Genomic DNA, 23,397 nt, shown 5'->3' with positions numbered 1-23,397 from the left:
TATAATTAAAAAGAACTTATATTTACAAATGGATTTTGAAATTGATATAATACATAGGTCAATCGTTTATATAAATAGAGTTGCTCTTGAAAATGAGCATTAATTTTAGTAAAATTCATTAGGATAGGAAAGTGGGTGAAACAATGGCAACTTGGTTAGCAATTTTATTAATCGTGTTAGCATTAATTTTAGGTTTAGTAGGTGGATTTTTCCTTGCAAGAAAATATATGATGGATTATCTTAAAAAGAACCCACCAATCAATGAAGAAATGCTACGAATGATGATGATGCAAATGGGTCAAAAACCTTCTCAAAAGAAAATAAATCAAATGATGACGATGATGAACAAAAATCAACAAGATCAATTGAAAAAGTCTAAATAATGCGTCATTAAAGGGTTGATAGCTACTTTTAACAAGTAGTTGTCAGCCCTTGTTTTTGTCTATGGAAGGGAATTTTATTTTGTGTTTAAACTGTTTTCGTATGTCGTTTCTAATAAGTCGGCAACTTCCTTTTCGCTGTTCGGGTATAAGTGGCCATAAATGTTCGCTGTTGTTTACAATTCTTGATGACTTAGCCACTTAAAAATCATATTTTCTTATTATTTATATTCATAAGGAAAGTTAATACAGATTAACTTCCAAATCATATTTAATGAAACATGTCTAATATCATTAGCAAGTTGGTGATTAAAACTAATAATTTTCAAGATCAATAGCTTTGAATTTTTTAAATATTAAAGTAATACAAACTTTTTGATGAATATTGAATTAAAAAAATAATTGATTTAACAGTAGTTCAAATGGGCGTATGTTATTATATTATTTTAGAATATTCAGAAAATAATTGAATATAGAATGTAATTTGTTATAATATGAATATAAGGGAGGTAGTAATAAGTGAAGGATGCTTATGCCATGGAAGACAAAGAAGTACTTGATCGACTAGCGAATATGCATATAAACTTTCCGACCGAAGAGGCATTTAAGAAATATCATAACGCAATGCAAATACATGATATGAATTATCTTAGATATACTTTAAACGATGCATTATCCGCATGTACGCATACACATGCTATATAATTATACGTACAGTAAAATCAGCCTAAAACTAGGCTGATTTTATTTTAAGTGTAGTGTTTTATTACTTTAAACGTTTTATTTTTTGTTTTAAAAGGTGAAAGGATTAAAAATATTCCGTAAAAGTTTAAAAAGTAATTGATTATTGGGATTTTATTACTGATTAATCATTTGTTAAATGATATACTATCCATGGTAAATATCATCTTGTAGAAACGCAAAGAAGGTGTAAGCGTGTTGTATTTAGTATTTTCTATTGTTTTTGCATTTTTAATGGGTATTGGTGTCATAATTATTAGAATGAAAGCACAACAATTTCCTGTAAATGAAAAGAAAATTATATTACCTCCATTTTTTATGGCAACCGGTGCATTGATGTATGTTGTTCCGTATTTTAGATTAACAGGAACTGAAATTTTAGAATGCATTGTTATGGGGATAATATTTTCTAGTATATTAATTTGGACTTCTAGATTTGAAACACATGGTAGTGAAATTTATATGAAACGTTCAAAAGCGTTTCCGATCATACTGATTTCATTATTGCTGATACGTACAGTAATCAAAATATTTATAAGTAATCAAATTGATCCTGGTGAAATTGCTGGCATGTTTTTCTTGTTAGCATTTTGTATGATTGTTCCTTGGAGACTTGCCATGTTGTATAAATTTAAAAAAGTTAAAAGTACTTTAATTCAATAGATTATTGCCGTTTATCTGTAAAGGTAGGCGGCGTTTTTAATATACTTGCAGTACGATGAAAAATATAATAAAATTAAATACGAACAAATGTTCTCCGAAAGGGCGATTTGATGAAGATAATACATACTGCTGATTGGCATTTAGGCCGAATATTAAATGGCAAATCATTATTAGAAGACCAAGTATACATATTAAATAAATTTATAGAAACGATGAAGCTTGAAAGACCTGACATCATCGTAATTGCAGGAGATTTATATGATACAAGTTATCCGAATAAAGATGCAATTCAATTATTAGAACGGACAATTGATACATTAAATTTAGAAATGAATATTCCTTTAATTATGATTAATGGTAATCATGATAGTAAAGAACGATTGAATTACGGAGCAAAATGGTTTGAGAAATCACAAATGTATATTCGGACTAGCCTCGAGGATATGAATAAGCCAATATCCTTTGGCAAAGTAGACTTCTATACGATGCCTTTTGCAACCATAAATGAGATGCAATACTTTTTTGAAGATAATACGATAGAAACGCACCAGCAGGCTTTAAGTAAGGTTTTAACATATATGAATGAAGTATTAGATAAAAATAAAATAAATATTTTTATTGGACATTTAACTGTACAAGGGGGGATTCGTTCTGAATCCGAAAGGCCCTTAACTATAGGCACAGTGGAAGCAGTTGAAGCAAGTGCGTTTAACCAGTTTGATAGAGTCATGCTTGGACACCTTCATCATCCTTTTAGTATTGATTCTAATTATATAAATTACAGTGGTTCGCTGCTACAATATTCATTTTCAGAAACAAAGCAACCTAAAGGTTATAAAATTGTTCAAATCGAAGATCGAGAAATTAAAGACAAATTTGTACCAATTGCACCTTTAAGACAATTGGAAGTTATTGAAGGAAATTATGAAGATGCGGTTCAAGAACAATTAGAAGTAAAGAGCAAAGAGAATTATCTACACTTTAAGTTAAAGCATATGTCACATGTTAGCGATCCGATGATGCATTTAAAACAGATTTATCCCAATACACTTGCATTAACAAATCAAACTTTTGATTTTAATATGCCGATGCATCATGAAAATATTGAAATTCAAAAATTAGATGACGAAACAATTATTGATAATTTTTATAATAGTATAACAGATGAACATTTAACTACGAATCAAAGTAAAAAAATAGAAAAAATTATGACAGCATTACTTGAAGGGAGTTCTAAATAAATGAGACCAATTAAATTGCATTTAACCAACTTTGGCCCCTTTTTGAATGAAACAGTTGATTTTACTGAAGTGAAAGATAACCAATTGTTTTTAATCAGTGGTAAAACTGGTTCTGGTAAGACCATGATATTTGATGCTGTTGTTTATGCATTATTTGGAGAAGCTTCCACTAAAGATAGAAAAGAAAGTGATTTGAGAAGTCATTTTGCTGAAAGTAAAAAACCAATGGTTGTTGAATTTGAATTTAAATTAAGAGATCAATACTTTAAAATACAACGACAAGGCGCATTTATAAAAGAAGGAAATAAAAATAAAACGCTTGGCCAACTTGCAGTTTATCAGTATGAGGGTGATGATTTTGCGCTTAGGGAAAGTAAAATCAATAGCGGTAATTTATTTATTAAAGAACTTCTTGGAGTGAATGCAGAACAATTCCGACAGCTGTTCATATTGCCACAAGGCGAATTCAAACGATTTTTATTATCTAAAAGTATAGAAAAGCAAGATATTTTAAGAACATTATTTAACAGTCAAAGGTTTGAAGAAATACAAAAGAAATTATCTGATGATGTAAAAGAAGTGAGAGAACAAATAGAAACAAGATATAATCAATTAGAAAATCATTGGAAAGAACTAGAAACATTTGATGATGGGATATTAAATGAACATAAATTAACTAACGCAAGACAAACAAATCATATCATCAAGGCATTACCAGAATTTAAGGCGAAAGGTCAAACTATACGAGATAACTTAAAGAGTCAAAAAGACACACTAAAAACAAAACTAAACACTTCTGAAACAAACTTAAATGAAAATATTAAACTGGAAGAATCTTTAAATAAATTACAGGATAATCAGCAAAAGTATAATGAACTATTAGTTAATGAATATGAAATTAATAAAAAAATTAAGCGAGTAAAAGAAATTAACGAAGTGAGACCCATTACAAATTTATTGGATGCCAAAGATAATATAAATTTTAAACAAGATGAATTAACTCACAAAATTAAAGATAAAAATGAGCACATTAATGAGATAGAAGAACAATTAAAGCAATGTCATCACGAATTAGCTAAACATAAAGAAATAGAAAATGACATAGGTGAATTAAGACATTTTGTAGAACAAACGCAATTATTTTTTGAAAAAGCTAGTAAATATAAAATTGCTTATACCAATTGTCAATCATTAAATGACGCTTATACTCATTTAGAAAAGGAATTAGCTAATAAAAATGAGCAAATAAACCATATTAAAGTTGAATTAAACGATCGTCATCCTGATTATCAAAGGATTGAACAAATTACGAATGAAATATTTGATTTTAATACTAAAATAAAACAATTGAAACAAAATGAAAAAGACAAGTTCGCATTTGAAGCTTTAGAAAATAGAAAAAATCAAAAGCAAATTTATCTCAAAGAATTAAATATTGAACGTAAACAATTAGAAGAGAAATCTAAAAGGATAGATAAGTCTAATTTAGATTTAAATAACAAAAAAGATATCATAGCAACCGTGCAAGCTGCTTTACACACAGGTGATACATGTCCAATTTGCGGTAATGAAATTCATACATTGAGCAACCATATAAATTTTGATGAAATAATAGATAGACATGAACAACTCACACAAATTGAACAAAAAAGTGCTACATTAAAAGAAAATCAAATTAAATGTGAAAGCGAATTAGCTTATATTAATGAACAGCAATCACATTATTCATTAGATGCATTAAAAGATACAAATTATAAATCACTGGAACTCGATCTTGATAAAAAATATGAAGAAAAGAGAAATTTAGAAGAAGAAAATAATAAAATTGTAAATTTGAAAGAACAGTTGCAACAATCTGAAAAAAATTATCATGACTTGCAAATGAATATTCAAAAAAAAGAGCATAGTTTAAAAGAGAATGAAACGCTGGTTAATGATTTTGAACATACAACAGGATATAAGCAGGTTGAAGTATTTATTACAGATTTTGAAAATTCACGTGATAAAATACGTCATTTTGAACAAGTTTTAAATGAAATTGAACAGAAAATACAAAGTTATAATAGCAATTTAGCTGTTGAAAAAAATAGTGCAAGTTATTTAGAAAAGCATCTTACTGAAATTGAAGAAGAAATTAAAATAACTGAGACAAAAATTAACGAAGAAATGCAGCGTATTGGTTTTACATCTCTAGACCAGGTTAATCAAGTGGCAGCTCAGGTATCAGAAAAGGAAGACTTAGAACGAGATATAGAGGCATTTAATAAGTCAAAACAATCATATGAGTTGTATATTTCTCAACTCAAAACTGAAATAAATAATAAAGAATTAGAAGACACACAACAATTAATATTAATATTTGAAGAATTACAACAATTATATGAAGCTGTTTCAACCGAATTAAGTCAACATGACTATAAAATAGAATTTAATAATAAAAAAATAGCTGAAATTAATAAGATTATAGATATTTTAAATAGTGAATTGCAAGCGCAACAAGAAGTTTTTCAATTGGCAGAAATACTAGCAGGTAAAAATGACCAAAAACTAACGCTAGAAAACTATGTGCTTATATACTATTTAGAGCGTATACTTACTCAAGCTAATCAACGCTTAGCGGTTATGACTGGTCAGAGATTTCAGTTAACCAGACGCGCTCAAATTTCTCAAGGATATAGTGGCCTAGAAATAGATGTATTTGATACCCATTCTAATCAAACACGACATATTACGTCTTTATCTGGAGGAGAAACATTCCAGGCATCTTTGGCTTTGGCATTAGGATTAAGTGAAATTGTTCAACAAGAATCGGGGGGGATTGCATTAGAGTCTATGTTCGTTGATGAGGGATTTGGTACGTTAGATCAGGAAACTTTAGAAACTGCGTTAGATACCTTGTTAAGTCTAAAATCAACTGGCAGAATGGTTGGTATTATTTCTCACGTAAGCGAGCTCAAACAAAGGATTCCATTAATATTGGAAGTAACTACAGAACAATATCAAAGTACAACACATTTCAAAAACCAATGACTTGAATTAAGAATTATTAAAAAAGGAGCGAGACAGAAATCTAATTTGTACAAAAAGATTTCATAGCCCCGCTCCGGCAACGATGACTAGACTTGAAAAAAGTTTGATATAAGTGCATTTTCAAGCCTAGTCATCTACTGCCAATATGAATAATGAGGTTAGAATATTATCTTATGTCCCAACCTTTAACTCCTATACCTTCAACCTTGCTTTAATCATAATTGGATATATACTTAATGATGATATTAATCCAATTGCACCTAATATATGAAACATTTCATAAATATGGTGATATACCCATTTGAAGAATGGCGTGAAATCACCTAGTACAAACCATATAAATATAATCACTCCTACAAAGAGTAGACCAATTAGCGTTGGAATAACACCTGCGCGATACATAATCGCACTTAGTAAGAAACAAATACCTGCGATAAACATAATAGCTAGGAAATCCACCCACATATTATCGAATCCACTTGCATTAGGCAATATATCAGCTACTCGCATGAGTGTGACTTCACTACTTCTAGCACTTGCAACACGCTCTAATATAAAGCTAATAACTTCTTGAATGATAAGCATGATAACTATAAATATGATATAACTTAACCATAAGCTTAGTATATACTGTCTTCTTGTCGCACCAAGTTCAATTGATGATTTAAACGCATCACCAAACATGAAGAATGGTAAGAAACCTAAGATACCGTAAACTGGTCCAGATAATAAAGGATTATATGAATCTGATGGTTCAATATAAAAGCCAATCACAAAGTATATCGCTGCTAAAACGACAAGTACGGTACTAAACGTATATAGTTGTACTTTTAGCTCTTTAAAGATAATCGAAAAAGACCCTTTTAAGTCACCCATGATTAGCCTCCTTTATCATCGTCATATTTACTAAATAATCTTGAATACTCGCTTTATCAACTTTTACATTCAACGCTTTACACTGTTCTTGTAACGCTGCATTATAAGGAATATCTGCCATAACTTTATGCTGACTCATAATTGTTGATTGATCAATGATATCATCCTTCGAAATAATTTGATGTATATCTTCTAATTTACCAACCAATATCGCTCCTCTAGATTGAAAGTATTCAATAGGCTCATGTAACTTCACACGATGATTAGATATAATGATGAGTTTTTCACATATCTTCTCAATTTCTTTAATATGATGAGAAGCAATCATGATATATCTTGGATCTGCTTCGAACGATTCTCTCAACGCTTGAGTAAACAGCTTTCTCATATAAGCATCTAAACCATTTGTCGGTTCGTCTAACATCGTCACTGGTGCATGACTTGCAAGCCCAATCACACTTTGAACCATTGATTTCATACCTTTAGAAAAGTTTCGAATCTTCTTCTTTCTTGGTAGTTCAAATAAATCTATTAAATAATCTGCTTCTTCTTGATTCCAATTGTCATTGAACATCGCCGCAAATCTCATCGCGTCATTTACATTCCATGTCTTTCCGAAGAAGTGATTCTCTCTTAAATACGTAATTTGTTTTGAAGCTTCTGCATTATTATAAGGTTTATAGTCTAATATCGCTATGTCACCTGAATTTTGCTTTTCTTGACCTGATATGAGTTTCATTAATGTCGTCTTACCAGACCCATTTCGTCCCCATAACCCAATAATCATGGGTTCATCATTTTGAAGTGTTAAATCACGAAGTACATAATCATCTTTGTACTTAAACGACATATTCTGAATATCAATTATTGTCATAGTCCTGTTCCACCCTTCTTATTAATTCTTCCTTACTTATATTAAGTCTCTTAGCTTCTTTAACCATTTTTTGGATATAAGAGTTTGAGAAGTCTTGCATTCTTGTATTTACGAGCTTGTCGCGCGCATCTTCAGCTATAAATACACCAATACCTCTTTTCTTAGCTACAATCCCTTCATCCATCAACAGTGCAATACCTTTTTGAGCCGTCGCTCTATTAATATTGTAAAAGTTTGAAAGTTCCGTTGTGGAAGGTATTTGTTCGCCTTCTGACAAAAGCCCTTCAACTAAATCATCTTTAATCATATCTGCAATTTGCAAAAATATAGGTGCATCTTCATTTAAAGTAGGTTTCATTTCCATTCTCCTTATCCTATAACATGACTGGTTGATTAGTTGTGTAATCAACTATAGTGTCATTTATACTATTTGTCAAACATTCTTCATCTATTTCATTCGTCCTAAACGATGTTAATAATGATTATATCAGCAATTCAAGTACGTTAAATTTAATTTTTTGAGACAAAACAAAGAGAGGGTCTTGGACATAATTCCTAACTTAAAAAAATAACATCTCATTCTACTGATTCATTCAGTAAAATTGAGATGTTTTTTTTATCTACAATTTTGTTCGTGCATGCTTGCCTAGGGGATGATTCGAGCTTGTAGTCTCTCACTCATACCATTCTCTAAGGCCTCAGCACTTTACAAAATCGTTATAAATTTTCATTTTATAGAAAAATAAAGTACTCCCGTATAATTTAATTACTCATCACAAAACCAAATTAACGAGGTGGCTTATGTATAAAAATTATAACATGTCTCAATAACTCTACCATTAGATATTGAAGTATTAATTCCAAAAAATGATATCGCGCTTTATGTAAATCAAATTATAGAGTCTATACTTAACGAAAAATTCTACGTATTTAAACACTCACGTGGAGCTTCCACTTATCACCCTAAATTAATGTTGGAGGTTATACTTTATTCGTAGACGTAATCTGTTTTTTTTGAAAGTATGATTGAAAGCCTTCTTAAAGATAGTAGACGTATGATGTGGTTGTCGCAGAATCATACACCATCTTATCGAATAATAAACCGCTTTGGAATTAATATCCAATCGCTGTTTATTAATTTTAGAACACGATTAGAGGAAATTAACCTTATTGATGAGGAAAGTATATAAATAGATGGTACTAAGATTGAAGCAAGCACTAACAAGTATACATTTATACAGAGAAAAACACTGAAAGATATAATAGTAAAGTCATTGAACAATTAAAAAATATCTGAATGCTATTTTTAATGAAGTGATTCCAGAAATAAATGATGAATTTACCGTCAGTACATTGAAGAATTTAGAGGTAGATTAGAACAAAAAAGCGAAGATTTAAATGATGAGATATGTAACTCAGAAGATGTAATATAACGAAAACCATTAAGTACTAAAAGAAGCGAGATAAATAAGACTAAGAAATCCTTGAGTGAAATATAGACAGACAGGTTAAGTATAAAAAGCAATTAGAAATATTAGATGGAAAAAATAGCTATTCCTAAACAGATTGTGATACATCTTCATGAGAATGAAAGACGATCATATGATGAATGGAAAATTAAAACCAGGTTCTAATTTACAAATCGCTACAAATTCACAGTTTGTTTTATCTTATGATATTTTTCCAAATCCTGAAACTGAAAAAATCTAAAGTAAAACGCGAAGTTGAGTTGCCTTAATTGCAACAAATATAGGGGGAATGGTAAATCTTAGAGTTACCAAAAAGACTTTAAACAAAAATACAGTGGAAATTCAATTTTACAAATGAATTTCCACTGTATTTTTACTTTCTAGAACATTTCTGTCCCAGCCTCTTTTTTGGTAATGAAATAAGTTTAATTTTTTTCACGTAATAAATCACGGATTTCTGTTAATAGTACAGTATTTTCTTCGATTTCTTCTTCTTCTTCGTTCTTCATTAATGTATTTGCAATTTTAACAAAAATGAATAATGCAAAGGCGATTATGATAAAGTCGATGATTGATTGAACAAACATACCATATTTGATCCCCATAAATGACCAGCTTTTAGCAAAGTCAACAGTGCCGAAGATCAAACCGATTAAAGGCATGATAATGTATGAAACTAAAGCAGTTACGATTTTATTAAATGCTGCACCCATAACTACAGCGACTGCTAAATCTAAAACATTGCCTTTAAGGGCAAATTCTTTGAATTCCTTTAACATATAATTAACTCCTTTTATTTAAATTTAAAGATTATTATACATTAATTTTAAATTTAAGAAAATAGTTTATTTAACGAAATTTGATATTAGTAGATTGTTTTGTTATTGTAATACATGGCTATTACATAAAATAATAGTGTTTAGCAATGCTAAGCATTATATTTTAGAGTTAAAAATTTAATATGATAAGAAAGGGAGTAATTAATTATGAATTCTTCTAGTAACCAACCTAATGGTAAGAAGATATCTCCGGTTTTTATCTATAGTGCGATTATCGTAGCGATTGTTGTTCTTATCGGTGCAATTTTACCAGAACAATTTGATACCGTTACGAATACAATTAAGCTTTGGATAACTGATAAACTTGGATGGTATTACTTAATTCTTACAACGTTTATAGTATTCTTCTGTATTTTCCTAATTTTTAGTCCGATTGGTAAATTGAAGTTAGGTAAACCGAACGACAAACCTGAGTTTAATACAATTTCATGGTTCGCTATGTTGTTCAGTGCTGGTATGGGTATTGGACTTGTATTCTATGGTGCAGCAGAACCAATGGCTGACTTTGCAGCGCCTCCAAATGCAGATCCAAAAACATCAGCAGCTTATACTGAAGCGTTACGTTCGACATTTTTCCATTGGGGATTCCATGCATGGGCAATTTATGGCGTAGTTGCGTTAGCACTAGCTTATGCTCAATTTAGAAAAGGCGAACCTGGATTAATTTCTAGAACGTTACGTCCTATCTTAGGAAATAAAGTTGAAGGCCCAATTGGGACAATCATTGATGTACTCGCTGTATTTGCTACAGTTGTAGGTGTTGCCGTATCACTAGGTATGGGCGCATTACAAATCAATGGTGGGCTTCATTATTTATTCGGTATACCAAATAATGTTTGGATTCAAGCCATCATTATTGTTATAGTAACAATCTTATTTATCATGAGTGCTTGGTCAGGATTAAGTAAAGGTATCCAATACTTAAGTAACTTAAACATTAGTTTAGGTGCTGTATTAATGATTGCCGTTCTAATCATTGGACCAACAGTATTAATTTTAAATATGATGACTAGTTCAACAGGTAGTTTATTGAACTCTTTCATGTTAAATACATTTGATACTGCAGCACAAAACCCTCAAAAACGTGAATGGATGTCAAGTTGGACACTTTACTATTGGGGTTGGTGGTTAAGCTGGAGTCCGTTCGTAGGTATTTTCATTGCTCGTGTATCAAAAGGACGCTCTATACGTGAATTTATAGGTGGGGTACTTTTAGTACCTGCACTTGTCAGTTTCGTATGGTTCAGCGTATTTGGTGTATTAGGTATTGAAACTGGTAAGAAAAATCCAGAGTTATTTAATATGACTCCAGAAACGCAACTCTTTGGTGTGTTTAATGAAATTCCATTAGGTATGATATTATCAATCATAGCCTTAATATTGATAGCATCATTCTTTATTACCTCTGCTGACTCAGCAACATTTGTATTAGGTATGCAAACAACAAATGGTTCATTAGAACCAGCTAATATGATTAAAGTGACATGGGGTATTGCACAATCATTAATTGCTTTCGTATTATTATTTGCTGGTGGAGGAAATGGTGCTGAAGCATTGAATGCGATTCAGAGTGCCGCTATTATTAGTGCCTTGCCGTTCTCCTTTGTAGTTATTATGATGATGATTTCATTCTACAAAGATGCTAACCAAGAACGTAAATTCTTAGGTTTGACATTGACACCAAATAAACATAGATTGCAAGATTATGTGCAACATCAACAAGAAGATTATGAAGACGATATTATTGAAAAACGTACACCATTAAGAAATGCAGAAAAAACTGAAAAATAATATTGATTGCTAGCCATAACTGAGAATCCAATTTGGATTCTCAGTTTTTTTATTAATACAAAAATAGAGAGATAGCTGATAATGATTCTCAATTGATAATAATAACTTATTACACATAGAGCTAATGATAAGTTTTGCTTATGTATACTGATTGAAAAATCAAATCTAACTTAGTAATGTTTCTGACGTTATCTAGTTGTTTTAAAGTACATATAATTATACAATTTAATTAACGGCATATATTAAAAAATTCAAGGGGGATTTATATGGCTTCTAATATTAAACAGCAAGCGAAAAAATCGTTTGACTTAAACGGGAAATCATACACGTATTATGATTTAAACACTTTAGAAGAACAGGGTTTAACTAAAGTATCTAAATTGCCATATTCAATTAGAGTATTATTAGAATCTGTTTTAAGACAAGAAGATGGTTTTGTAATTAAAGATGAACATATCAAAGCATTATCGGAATTTACTAAAGGTGCTGATGGTGAAGTGCCTTTCAAACCATCACGTGTTATTTTACAAGATTTCACAGGTGTACCTGCTGTCGTAGATTTGGCTTCGTTACGTAAAGCAATGAATGATGTAGGCGGAGATTTAGACAAGATCAATCCAGAAGTGCCTGTAGATTTAGTTATTGACCACTCGGTACAAGTAGATAGCTATGCTAATCCAGAAGCACTAGAACGAAATATGAAATTAGAATTTGAAAGAAACTATGAACGTTACCAATTCTTAAACTGGGCAACTAAAGCATTTAATAATTATAGCGCCGTTCCGCCAGCAACTGGTATTGTTCACCAAGTAAACTTAGAGTATTTGGCTAATGTCGTTCATGCTCGTGAAGTTGACGGTGAAACAGTAGCATTTCCAGATACATTAGTTGGTACAGATTCACATACTACTATGATTAATGGTCTTGGAGTATTAGGCTGGGGTGTTGGTGGTATAGAAGCAGAAGCCGGTATGTTAGGTCAACCTTCATACTTCCCAATTCCAGAAGTAATTGGTGTTAGATTATCTAATGCTTTACCACAAGGTGCTACTGCAACAGACTTAGCGTTACGCGTAACTCAAGAATTACGTAAAAAAGGCGTTGTAGGTAAATTCGTTGAGTTCTTCGGTCCAGGGGTACAACATTTACCATTAGCTGACCGTGCAACGATAGCAAATATGGCTCCTGAATATGGTGCGACTTGTGGTTTCTTCCCAGTAGACGAAGAAGCATTGAAATATATGCGTTTAACTGGTCGTTCTGAAGAACAAATTGACTTAGTTAAAACATATTTAGAAGAAAATAGCATGTTCTTCACTGTAGAAAAAGAGGACCCTGAATACACGGATGTTGTAGAATTAGATTTAGCTACGGTTGAAGCATCATTATCAGGTCCAAAACGTCCGCAAGACTTAATTTTCTTAAGTGACATGAAGACAGAATTTGAAAAATCAGTTACTGCACCAGCAGGCAATCAAGGTCATGGTTTTGATGAAAGTGAATTTGATAAAAAAGCGACTATCGAATTTAAAGATGGAACATCAACTACTATGAAGACTGGTGATTTAGCAATTGCTGCGATTACATCATGTACGAATACATCAAATCCGTATGTTATGTTAGGTGCCGGCCTTGTTGCTAAAAAAGCAGTTGAAAAAGGACTTAAAGTACCTGAATATGTGAAAACATCATTAGCACCAGGTTCAAAAGTCGTTACTGGTTATCTAAGAGATTCTGGTCTAAATGAGTATCTAGATGATTTAGGTTTCAACCTTGTAGGTTATGGTTGTACTACTTGTATTGGTAACTCTGGTCCTTTATTAGAAGAAATCGAAAAAGCAATAGCTGAAGAAGATTTGCTTGTAACTTCTGTATTATCAGGTAACCGTAACTTTGAAGGTCGAATTCATCCTTTAGTTAAAGCGAACTATTTAGCATCACCACAATTGGTAGTTGCTTATGCTTTAGCTGGTACAGTTGATATTGACTTACAAAATGAACCACTCGGCAAAGGTAAAGATGGCGAAGATGTGTATTTAAAAGACATTTGGCCATCAATCAAGGAAGTTTCAGATACAGTTGACACAGTTGTTACACCTGATTTATTTAAAGAAGAATATGAAACAGTATACAACAACAATGAAATGTGGAATGAAATAGATGTTACGGATCAACCATTATATGATTTTGATCCAGAATCAACTTATATTCAAAATCCGTCATTCTTCCAAGGTTTATCAAAAGAGCCTGGAACAATTGATTCATTGAATAATTTACGTGTGATGGGTAAATTTGGTGATTCCGTAACAACAGACCATATTTCTCCAGCAGGTGCAATTGGAAAAGATACACCAGCAGGTAAATATTTAATCGAACACGGTGTACCAATTCGCCAATTTAACTCATATGGTTCTCGTCGTGGTAACCATGAAGTAATGGTACGTGGTACATTTGCAAATATTCGTATTAAAAACCAATTAGCGCCTGGTACAGAAGGTGGCTTTACTACTTATTGGCCAACAGGCGAACAAATGTCTATATTTGATGCAGCGATGAAATATAAAGAAGATGGTACTGGACTAGTTGTATTAGCAGGTAATGACTACGGTATGGGTTCTTCACGTGACTGGGCTGCTAAAGGTACAAACTTATTAGGTGTTAAAACAGTTATAGCTCAAAGTTATGAACGTATTCACCGTTCGAACCTAGTTATGATGGGTGTCTTACCATTACAATTCCAAGAAGGCGAATCAGCTGATAAATTAGGTATCGATGGTACTGAAATTATCTCTGTAGACATTGATGAAAATGTTAAGCCACATGATTTAGTTAAAGTTCAAGCTAAGAAAGATAATGGTGAAGTGATCGAATTTAATGCGATTGCTCGTTTCGATTCAAATGTTGAAATGGATTACTACCGTCATGGTGGAATTCTACAGCTCGTATTGAGAAATAAATTAGCTGGACAACAATAGATACTAAGCGTATACAATTTATAACTGATGGACTGGCAATATGCTAGTCCATCTTTTTTATGTTAATATTTATAGTGTGAAAATGTATCAGTAGAAATATTGAAAAGAGGATGCAAAATGATTTACAGTATGACACAGATTGAAGCACGTTATTCAGAAACTGATCAAATGGGCGTAATTTATCATGGCAATTATCCTACTTGGTTTGAAGTCGCAAGAACGGATTATATTTCTAAACTTGGCTTTAGTTATAAAGATATGGAAGAGACAGGGATTATTTCGCCTGTTATAGATTTAGACATCAAGTATATTAAATCCATATTTTATCCAGAAAAAGTAACAATCAAAACATGGGTTGAAAAATATTCCCGTTTACGTTCTATATATAAATATGAAATTTATAATGAAGCTGGTGAGCTTGCAACTACAGGAGCGACTGCATTGACTTGTATTAAAAAAGAAGACTTTAAACCAATTAGACTAGATAAGTACTTCCCAGAATGGCATGCAGTTTATAGTGAGGTTGATAAGAGAAATAAAGCAGGAGAAAATCTAGAAGTAGTGAATGGTCTATAAATTTTTAATTAATGAAAAAGAGCTAAATGGGAGACTTGTTATTGAACAGCAGTAAAGTTAAGTTTATGCGAATAACTATTTAAATTTGCCGATAAAGTTCCGACTTTATTGGCAGTTTTTGTGTACGTTTTGCTTGAATACTGTTTAATCTAGTATGCTAGGGCAGTTGCTTTTTCCTGGATAAGTTGGCATAAGTCTTAAAAAAACAGCAATATAGCTAATAAAAAGCATAATTATCTTTTAAATTTTAAACAATATGCATACATAAATAAACCTTAGGCAAATAATCACCTAAGGTTTGTCTATTTTTATATTATCTTTGATTATTTTGTAGCATATGAAATTTCATCTACGCCATCATTTACGTCAATAAATAAATTATGATCTTCAAAATACCATAAATCTTTTTCAGCAATTACAACATCTAGACCATCATAGTGATTTTCATAACCAATTTCGACATCGTCCTTTTTGTCTACACTAAATGCAGGACTAAATCCCTGCTTTAATTGGAATTCTCCACCATAACGTACAAAGAATTGTAAGACTTTGTCATCTTCAGGTAACTCAAGTTCTTCTTTAAACCAAGACACAGCTTTATTTGAAAGTTCTATTTCCATAATAAAAGACTCCTTTCGGTTCACAAGTGCTTAACTTATGACTGTTGGCAACTAAAATAAATTAGTATTTATATATATTACCCATTTTCAGTAATATTAAAAGTAGTATAACATAATTTTTCAATTCGTTATGTTATATAAATCAACAATCTGGTGAAATTAAGAAAACGCATGATAAAGGTACGAATAAGTAGTATAATAGAAATTGTAGCTATAGAATCAATTTATATATTGTACTGATATGTTTATCTATTCATGTATTGTATAAAAAAGCTGGCGGCATTTATGCCCCAGCTCTAATTTTATTTAAGTAATTTTATTTTTGTAGAGCGACTATAGTAATAGTTACATCCATTTTATTTTAGGCTCTTCGCCCTTGAATATTCTTATAATATTAGTTCGATGTCTAATAATAAGCAAGACGCCAACACATATACTTACGATAAATAAGATATAGTCTCGAATTAATAGAGCGCCGATAACACAGCAAATAGATGCAATAATACTTGATAGGGATACATACTTTGTTAAATATAATATTCCAAAGAAAATTGCTGCTAATATTAATAATAAGACAGGATTAACACCAAGTATAACACCAGCACTTGTAGCAACGGCTTTTCCACCTTTGAATCCAAGATAAACTGGGTATACATGACCTAAAATTGCGAAAGCGCCTACAATAAGTCCATTTGTGAAAAATGTACTTATAGGCCCTTCAGCATGGACAGGCAACCAAAGTGGAAAGAACACGACAATAAACCCTTTGAATATATCGAGGAAAGTTACTATAAAACCAGCTGGCTTCCCTAATACTCTAAAGCTATTTGTTGCCCCAGTGTTTCCACTTCCGAATTGTCGGATATCTTTTTTAAAAAATAATTTACCTATTACATAGCCACTTGGGAAAGCACCGATAAGGTAACTCAGTATCAACATGATTACAATCATCATATATAATCCACATCCTTTAATGACATTAAAATTATTTTACCATATAAGCGTAGTATAATACGAATGAAAATTTAAAATGGGTATTATTTCTCAACTGAAAATTGATTTGATACTTGCAATTTATGAAGATTTATATAAGAATAACTAATGTATAGTTTTAAAAACGAACGTACGTTTGTAGGAGGGCGAAACGATTGGCAATGAATAAGAAAAGTAATTATTCGGATGATTCCATTCAGGTACTTGAGGGATTAGAGGCCGTAAGAAAAAGACCTGGGATGTATATTGGTTCTACCGATAAACGTGGATTACATCATCTAGTATATGAAGTTGTCGATAATTCCGTCGATGAGGTATTAAATGGCTTTGGTAGTGAAATCCTAGTTACAATTAATAAAGATGAAAGTATTACTATAGAAGATAATGGTCGAGGAATGCCAACAGGTATTCATACATCAGGAAAAACTACCGTACAAGTCATTTTCACCATACTTCATGCGGGTGGGAAATTCGGACAAGGTGGCTATAAAACGTCTGGTGGCTTACATGGCGTTGGTGCATCAGTTGTTAATGCATTAAGTGAGTGGTTAGAAGTTGAAATATACAGAGATGGAAATATTTACACACAAAGCTTTGCACAAGGCGGCAAACCAATAACTGGTTTAGTTAAACATGGAAAAACTAAAAAAAATGGAACTAAGGTAACATTTAAACCAGATTCAGAAATATTTAAATCTGCCACTTCTTTTAATTATGATGTCTTAAGTGAACGTCTTCAAGAGTCGGCATTTTTACTGAAAAGTCTTAAAATCACTTTAAAAGACTTACGCGTTGGCAAAGAACGAGAAGATGTCTTTCATTACGAAGATGGTATCAAAGAATTCGTGGCTTATGTTAATGAAGGTAAAGAAGTGTTACATGATGTAGCCGACTTTTCTGGTGAAGCTAATAATATTGAAGTAGAAGTTGCTTTTCAATATAACGATCAATATTCTGAAGGCATTTTGAGTTTTGTTAATAATGTGCGTACAAAAGACGGCGGTACTCATGAAGTGGGCTTTAAAACAGCGATGACGCGTGTATTTAATGATTACGCACGCCGTATTAATGAATTAAAAGAAAAAGATAAAAATTTAGATGGAAATGACATAAGAGAAGGATTAACAGCAATTATTTCTATTCGTATCCCAGAAGAATTACTCCAATTTGAGGGACAAACGAAGTCTAAATTAGGGACACCTGAAGCTAGAAGTGCAGTTGATTCTGTAGTAGCCGATAAACTCCCATACTATTTGGAAGAAAAAGGGCAACTATCAAAAGCGCTTGTTAAAAAAGCACTAAAGGCGCAACAAGCAAGAGAAGCTGCACGAAAAGCACGTGAAGACGCACGTTCAGGTAAAAAGAATAAACGAAAAGATACTCTATTATCTGGTAAGTTAACACCTGCTCAAAGTAAAAATACGGAGAAGAAAGAATTATACCTTGTTGAGGGAGACTCAGCAGGTGGTTCAGCCAAATTAGGTAGAGATCGTAAATACCAAGCTATCTTGCCTTTAAGAGGAAAAGTGATAAATACTGAAAAAGCACGTTTGGATGATATCTTTAAAAATGAAGAAATCAATACAATTATTCATACCATTGGTGCTGGTGTCGGTAATGAATTCAAAATTGAAGATAGTAATTATAATAGGATAATTATCATGACTGATGCTGATACAGATGGCGCACATATTCAAGTACTTTTATTAACGTTCTTTTATAAATACATGAAGCCACTTGTAGAAGCCGGTAGAGTGTTTATCGCATTACCACCTCTCTATAAATTAGAAAAAGGTAAAGGCGCATCGAAAAAAATCGAATATGCTTGGACTGATGAAGAATTAGAAAAATTACAAAAAAAATTAGGCAAAGGTTTCTCATTACAACGTTATAAGGGTCTAGGTGAAATGAATGCTGATCAGTTATGGGAAACAACGATGAATCCAGATACAAGAACGCTCATAAGAGTACAAGTTGAAGATGAATTACGTTCTTCTAAACGTGTAACAACATTAATGGGTGACAAAGTAGCACCTAGACGTGAATGGATAGAAAAACATGTTGAATTTGGATTACAAGAAGAACAAAGTATATTAGATAATAGCGAAATCCAAATTTTAGAACAGGAACATCCTAATGAGGAGGAAATAAATTGAGTGAAATAATACAAGATTTATCGCTAGAAGATGTTATTGGCGATCGTTTTGGTAGATATAGTAAATACATCATTCAAGAGCGTGCATTGCCAGACGTTCGTGATGGTCTCAAACCTGTTCAAAGACGTATTTTGTATGCTATGTATTCTAGTGGTAACACATATGATAAAAATTTCCGTAAAAGTGCTAAAACAGTCGGCGACGTTATTGGACAGTATCACCCACACGGTGATTCATCTGTATATGACGCTATGGTTCGACTCAGTCAAGGATGGAAACTACGACATGTACTAATAGAAATGCAAGGGAACAATGGTAGTATTGATAATGATCCTGCAGCAGCAATGCGTTATACAGAAGCTAAATTAAGTCGTATTTCTGAAGAACTTTTAAGAGATATAAATAAAGAAACCGTACCATTCATGCCAAACTATGATGATACGACAATGGAACCTATGGTCTTACCAGCAAGGTTACCTAATTTATTAATTAACGGAAGTACGGGTATTTCTGCGGGGTATGCAACAGATATACCGCCGCATAATCTCGGTGAAGTCATACAAGCGACACTTAAATTTATCGATAATCCTGATATCACAGTAGCGCAATTAATGAAATATATTAAAGGTCCCGACTTCCCAACTGGGGGCATTATCCAAGGGATAGACGGCATTAAAAAAGCGTATGAATCAGGAAAAGGTAAAGTGATTGTTAGATCCAAAGTTGAAGTAGAAGAATTAAGAAACGGTAGAAAGCAATTAATAGTCACTGAAGTACCGTATGAAGTAAATAAAAGTTCACTCGTTAAAAAGATGGATGAGTTACGTGCAGATAAAAAAGTAGATGGTATTGTAGAAGTGCGTGATGAGACTGATCGTACAGGCTTACGTATTGCAATTGAATTGAAAAAAGATGTAAATAGTGAAGCTGTACTAAATTTTCTCTATAAAAATACAGATTTACAAGTTTCATATAATTTCAATATGGTTGCTATCAGTGAGGGAAGACCAGTGCTAATGGGCATTCGTCAGTTTATCGATAGCTATTTAAATCATCAAATTGAAGTTGTGACTAAACGGACACGTTATGAATTAAATCATGCTGAAAGTAGAATGCATATTGTTGAAGGTCTTATGAAAGCCTTATCTATTTTAGATGAAGTAATTAAATTAATAAGAGCATCTAAGAATAAAAAGGATGCTAAAGATAATTTAGTTGCAGAATTTGATTTTACAGAGGCTCAAGCAGAAGCAATTGTGACTTTGCAATTATATCGTTTAACAAATACGGACATCGTGCAATTACAAGAAGAACATGATGAATTACAAACAATAATAGAAAACTTAAGAAATATTTTAGATGATCATTCTGCACTTTTAAATGTTATAAAAGAAGAATTAACAGAAATCCGTAATCGATTTAAACAGAAGCGTTTATCTTCAATAGAAGCTGAGATTGCTGAAATCAAAATTGATAAAGAAGTTATGATACCTAGTGAAACAGTAATTATGAGTGTTACAAAACACGGTTATATTAAGCGTACATCGTTGCGTAGTTATAATGCGAGTGGTGTAAATGAAATAGGCGTGAAAGATGGTGATGCGCTTATGAAACACCAAGAAGTGAATACACTTGATACTGCGTTAATTTTCACCAATAAAGGGCGTTATTTATTTATTCCGGTACATAAATTAACTGAACTGAAATGGAAAGAATTAGGGCAACATGTTTCTCAGATTGTGCCGCTTGATGAAGGTGAATTTATCATTGATGCATATTGTGAAAGTGACTTTAAACCAGAATCATTTTACATTTTAGCTACGCGAAACGGAATGATTAAACGTAGTAATGTTTCTATGTTTAAAACAACACGTTACAATAAGCCGCTTGTCGCAATGAAAGTGAAGGATGACGATGAGATTATTAATGTAATGAGAATAGATTCTGCTCAATTACTAACGGTTATCACAAATAAAGGTATGTCATTAACCTATAGTAGTGATGAACTTTCTGATACTGGCTTAAGAGCAGCAGGAGTTAAATCGATTAATCTAAAAGATGATGACTTTGTTGTGTTAACTCAGGTTATTAATACAAATAATACGATTTTAATGGCAACACAACGTGGATCCCTTAAACGTATCGGTTATAAAATTCTTCAAACAGCTAAACGTGCACAACGTGGCATTACTTTATTGAAAGAATTGAAAAAGTCACCACATCGTATCGTAGCGGCTAAGGTCATTCAACCTGAGCAAACATCTTATACCATTTATTCAGATAAACAGTATGAAACTGGTGTGATTAAAGATATCCATTTATCGGAACAGTATACAAATGGCAGCTTTATTGTAGATACAAGTGAATTTGGAGAAGTAATTGATTTAGAAGTTAAATAGGGTGATTTTTAAAAAATTATTAGTAAATACAACTATATAGTGATAAAATACCAGTTAGGTGCAATAAATTATTAAAAAGAGGTTTGTAGCAGAAATGGAAAAGCATTGTGCTAGGCATATGGCCTAGTGTACATTTTTCTTAATTTTATAAGTAGTATGTAATCATGCGTTACCTATACTTATAACACTGTCTATAAATCTCTTACTCTAATTTGAAATTAAAATTACATAGATGAGAGGGATTAAATTGAAAGATTTTGATAGTTTAATTCCAGATTGGTTCAAAGCTTTTGTTCAAGTCGGGAATGATTTAATCTGGTCACAGTATCTAATTGGACTTTTAATTACGGCGGGTATATTCTTTACAATCGGCTCTAAATTTGTTCAATTAAGATGGATACCAGAGATGTTTCGTGCAATTGGTGAAAAACCTGAAACGTTGGATAATGGTAAAAAAGGAATTTCGCCTTTCCAAGCATTTGCAATCAGTGCTGGGTCAAGAGTAGGAACTGGAAATATTGCAGGTGTTGCTACGGCTATTGTACTTGGTGGACCAGGAGCAGTTTTTTGGATGTGGGTTATTGCATTTATTGGTGCAGCGAGTGCCTTTATAGAAGCAACTTTAGCACAGGTATATAAAGTGCCGGATGAAGATGGTGGTTACCGTGGTGGACCAGCTTATTACATAACAAAAGGTTTAAATCAAAAATGGCTTGGTATCGTCTTTGCGGTATTAATTACAATTACATTTGCTTTTGTATTTAATACTGTTCAATCCAATACGATTGCTGAGTCTTTGAAAACACAATATAATGTAGACCCTATGATAACAGGTATTATTTTAGCAGTACTTACTGCTTTAATTATATTTGGTGGTGTACGCAGTATTGCTAAATTATCTTCAATCATCGTACCGATCATGGCAATTATATATATTGGACTAGTGGTAGTGATTCTTGTCATAAACTATGATCAAATTATTCCAATGATTTCTACAATCATAAAAAGTGCATTTGGATTTGAGCAAGCAACTGGTGGCGCGGTTGGTGCAGCTATTCTTCAAGGTGTAAAACGTGGATTGTTCTCTAATGAGGCTGGTATGGGTTCTGCACCAAACGCAGCTGCTACAGCTGCAGCGCCGCACCCAGTTAAGCAAGGTTTAATCCAATCATTAGGTGTATTCTTTGATACAATGTTAGTTTGTACAGCTACAGCGATTATGATTTTACTATATACTGGTTTAGAATTTGGTGAGAATGCAGCACAAGGTGTTGCAGTTACACAATCAGCTTTAAATGAACATTTAGGTAGTGCAGGTGGTGTATTCTTAACAATAGCTATCACATTATTTGCATTTTCTTCTGTGGTTGGTAATTATTATTATGGACAATCAAATATAGAATTCTTATCTAAAAATAAATCCATTTTATTTATTTTTAGATGTTTAGTTGTCGTACTTGTATTTGTAGGAGCAGTTATTAAAACAGAAACTGTTTGGAGTACTGCAGATGTCTTTATGGGATTAATGGCTATTGTCAACCTAGTAGCAATTATAGGTCTATCTAATATTGCATTTGCTGTTATGAACGACTATCAACGTCAGCGTAGAGCTGGTAAAAAACCTGTGTTCAAACCAGAAGAATTAGAAATTAATTTATTTGGTATTGAAAGTTGGGGCATGAAAAAATAACGAAATTAAATTTTAATGCTTAAAGCGTTTGTTATGAGTCCACTTGAATGTGGGCCTCTCGACAGACGCTTTTTTATTTTGGGG

17 protein-coding genes and 1 pseudogene are annotated in these 23,397 nt (G+C 32.2%); 12 read left to right on the top strand and 6 right to left on the bottom strand.

Annotation, left to right across the window (positions count from 1 at the left end):
• Nucleotides 1–143: 143 nt before the first annotated feature.
• The 5 genes from BTJ66_RS09720 (at nucleotide 144) to sbcC (ending at nucleotide 6,055) form a co-directional block, all read left to right on the top strand.
• A complete protein-coding gene (locus BTJ66_RS09720; RefSeq protein ID WP_002507765.1) occupies nucleotides 144–383 on the top strand; it encodes a YneF family protein in 240 nt (79 codons plus the stop codon).
• Nucleotides 384–899: 516 nt separating this feature from the next.
• Nucleotides 900–1,085: a hypothetical protein gene (locus BTJ66_RS09715; protein WP_099090768.1), complete on the top strand. Its 186-nt coding sequence runs from the start codon at nucleotides 900–902 to the stop codon at nucleotides 1,083–1,085.
• Nucleotides 1,086–1,316: 231 nt separating this feature from the next.
• Nucleotides 1,317–1,784 (top strand): CcdC family protein, encoded by a 468-nt coding sequence (locus tag BTJ66_RS09710; RefSeq protein WP_099090767.1) that lies wholly within the window; start codon nucleotides 1,317–1,319, stop codon nucleotides 1,782–1,784.
• 110 nt (nucleotides 1,785–1,894) lie between these two features.
• Entirely contained in the window at nucleotides 1,895–3,025 is a 1,131-nt protein-coding gene (gene sbcD, locus BTJ66_RS09705; RefSeq protein WP_099090766.1) for an exonuclease subunit SbcD, read from the top strand.
• Nucleotides 3,026–6,055, top strand: coding sequence for an exonuclease subunit SbcC (gene sbcC, locus BTJ66_RS09700; RefSeq protein ID WP_099090765.1), 3,030 nt, complete (start codon nucleotides 3,026–3,028; stop codon nucleotides 6,053–6,055).
• 192 nt (nucleotides 6,056–6,247) lie between these two features.
• On the opposite strand, the gene BTJ66_RS09695 is transcribed toward sbcC, so the two are convergent.
• Genes BTJ66_RS09695 through BTJ66_RS09685 form a run of 3 tightly spaced genes read right to left on the bottom strand, consistent with a single transcriptional unit; the run spans nucleotide 6,248 to nucleotide 8,163 of the window.
• A complete protein-coding gene (locus BTJ66_RS09695; protein ID WP_099090764.1) occupies nucleotides 6,248–6,931 on the bottom strand; it encodes a hypothetical protein in 684 nt (227 codons plus the stop codon).
• Nucleotides 6,924–7,805 (bottom strand): ATP-binding cassette domain-containing protein, encoded by an 882-nt coding sequence (locus BTJ66_RS09690; RefSeq protein ID WP_099090763.1) that lies wholly within the window; start codon nucleotides 7,803–7,805, stop codon nucleotides 6,924–6,926. Before BTJ66_RS09690 ends, BTJ66_RS09695 begins: the two co-directional genes overlap by 8 nt.
• Complete coding sequence (locus BTJ66_RS09685) at nucleotides 7,792–8,163, bottom strand: GntR family transcriptional regulator (RefSeq protein WP_099090762.1); 372 nt, start codon at nucleotides 8,161–8,163, stop codon at nucleotides 7,792–7,794. Before BTJ66_RS09685 ends, BTJ66_RS09690 begins: the two co-directional genes overlap by 14 nt.
• A 1,173-nt stretch (nucleotides 8,164–9,336) precedes the next feature.
• Here BTJ66_RS09685 and BTJ66_RS13875 point away from each other — a divergent pair.
• Nucleotides 9,337–9,497 (top strand): annotated as a pseudogene (locus BTJ66_RS13875) (IS5/IS1182 family transposase); the annotation flags it as partial.
• Between the two features lie 202 nt (nucleotides 9,498–9,699).
• Here BTJ66_RS13875 and mscL read toward each other — a convergent pair.
• Nucleotides 9,700–10,053, bottom strand: coding sequence for a large conductance mechanosensitive channel protein MscL (gene mscL / locus BTJ66_RS09680; RefSeq protein ID WP_099090761.1), 354 nt, complete (start codon nucleotides 10,051–10,053; stop codon nucleotides 9,700–9,702).
• A gap of 207 nt (nucleotides 10,054–10,260) precedes the next feature.
• On the opposite strand from mscL, the gene BTJ66_RS09675 reads away from it, so the two are divergent.
• From BTJ66_RS09675 to menI, 3 genes are all read left to right on the top strand, one after another.
• The gene (locus BTJ66_RS09675) at nucleotides 10,261–11,904 is read left to right on the top strand and encodes a glycine betaine uptake BCCT transporter (RefSeq protein ID WP_099090760.1); all 1,644 of its coding nucleotides are present in this window, start codon (nucleotides 10,261–10,263) and stop codon (nucleotides 11,902–11,904) included.
• A 266-nt stretch (nucleotides 11,905–12,170) separates the two neighbouring features.
• Nucleotides 12,171–14,879 (top strand): aconitate hydratase AcnA, encoded by a 2,709-nt coding sequence (gene acnA, locus BTJ66_RS09670; RefSeq protein ID WP_099090759.1) that lies wholly within the window; start codon nucleotides 12,171–12,173, stop codon nucleotides 14,877–14,879.
• A gap of 117 nt (nucleotides 14,880–14,996) precedes the next feature.
• Nucleotides 14,997–15,455 (top strand): 1,4-dihydroxy-2-naphthoyl-CoA hydrolase MenI, encoded by a 459-nt coding sequence (menI, locus tag BTJ66_RS09665; RefSeq protein WP_099090758.1) that lies wholly within the window; start codon nucleotides 14,997–14,999, stop codon nucleotides 15,453–15,455.
• Between the two features lie 323 nt (nucleotides 15,456–15,778).
• On the opposite strand, the gene BTJ66_RS09660 is transcribed toward menI, so the two are convergent.
• On the bottom strand, nucleotides 15,779–16,075 hold the full coding sequence (locus BTJ66_RS09660) for a HesB/YadR/YfhF family protein (protein WP_099090757.1): 297 nt from the start codon (nucleotides 16,073–16,075) through the stop codon (nucleotides 15,779–15,781).
• Nucleotides 16,076–16,420: 345 nt separating this feature from the next.
• A complete protein-coding gene (gene plsY / locus BTJ66_RS09655) occupies nucleotides 16,421–17,029 on the bottom strand; it encodes a glycerol-3-phosphate 1-O-acyltransferase PlsY (RefSeq protein ID WP_099090756.1) in 609 nt (202 codons plus the stop codon).
• Nucleotides 17,030–17,229: 200 nt separating this feature from the next.
• On the opposite strand from plsY, the gene parE reads away from it, so the two are divergent.
• The 3 genes from parE to alsT all read left to right on the top strand — a co-directional run bounded on the left by parE (nucleotide 17,230) and on the right by alsT (nucleotide 23,313).
• The gene (gene parE, locus BTJ66_RS09650) at nucleotides 17,230–19,224 is read left to right on the top strand and encodes a DNA topoisomerase IV subunit B (RefSeq protein WP_099090801.1); all 1,995 of its coding nucleotides are present in this window, start codon (nucleotides 17,230–17,232) and stop codon (nucleotides 19,222–19,224) included.
• Nucleotides 19,221–21,623, top strand: coding sequence for a DNA topoisomerase IV subunit A (gene parC / locus BTJ66_RS09645; RefSeq protein ID WP_099090755.1), 2,403 nt, complete (start codon nucleotides 19,221–19,223; stop codon nucleotides 21,621–21,623). Before parE ends, parC begins: the two co-directional genes overlap by 4 nt.
• Nucleotides 21,624–21,870: 247 nt before the next feature.
• Nucleotides 21,871–23,313, top strand: a complete 1,443-nt coding sequence (gene alsT, locus BTJ66_RS09640; RefSeq protein ID WP_099090754.1) for a glutamine transporter AlsT — start codon at nucleotides 21,871–21,873, stop codon at nucleotides 23,311–23,313.
• Nucleotides 23,314–23,397: the final 84 nt, after the last annotated feature.

It is taken from the genome of Staphylococcus edaphicus (assembly GCF_002614725.1).
GTDB classification, from domain to species: domain Bacteria; phylum Bacillota; class Bacilli; order Staphylococcales; family Staphylococcaceae; genus Staphylococcus; species Staphylococcus edaphicus.
This window is presented reverse-complemented; position numbering and strand designations above follow the sequence as displayed.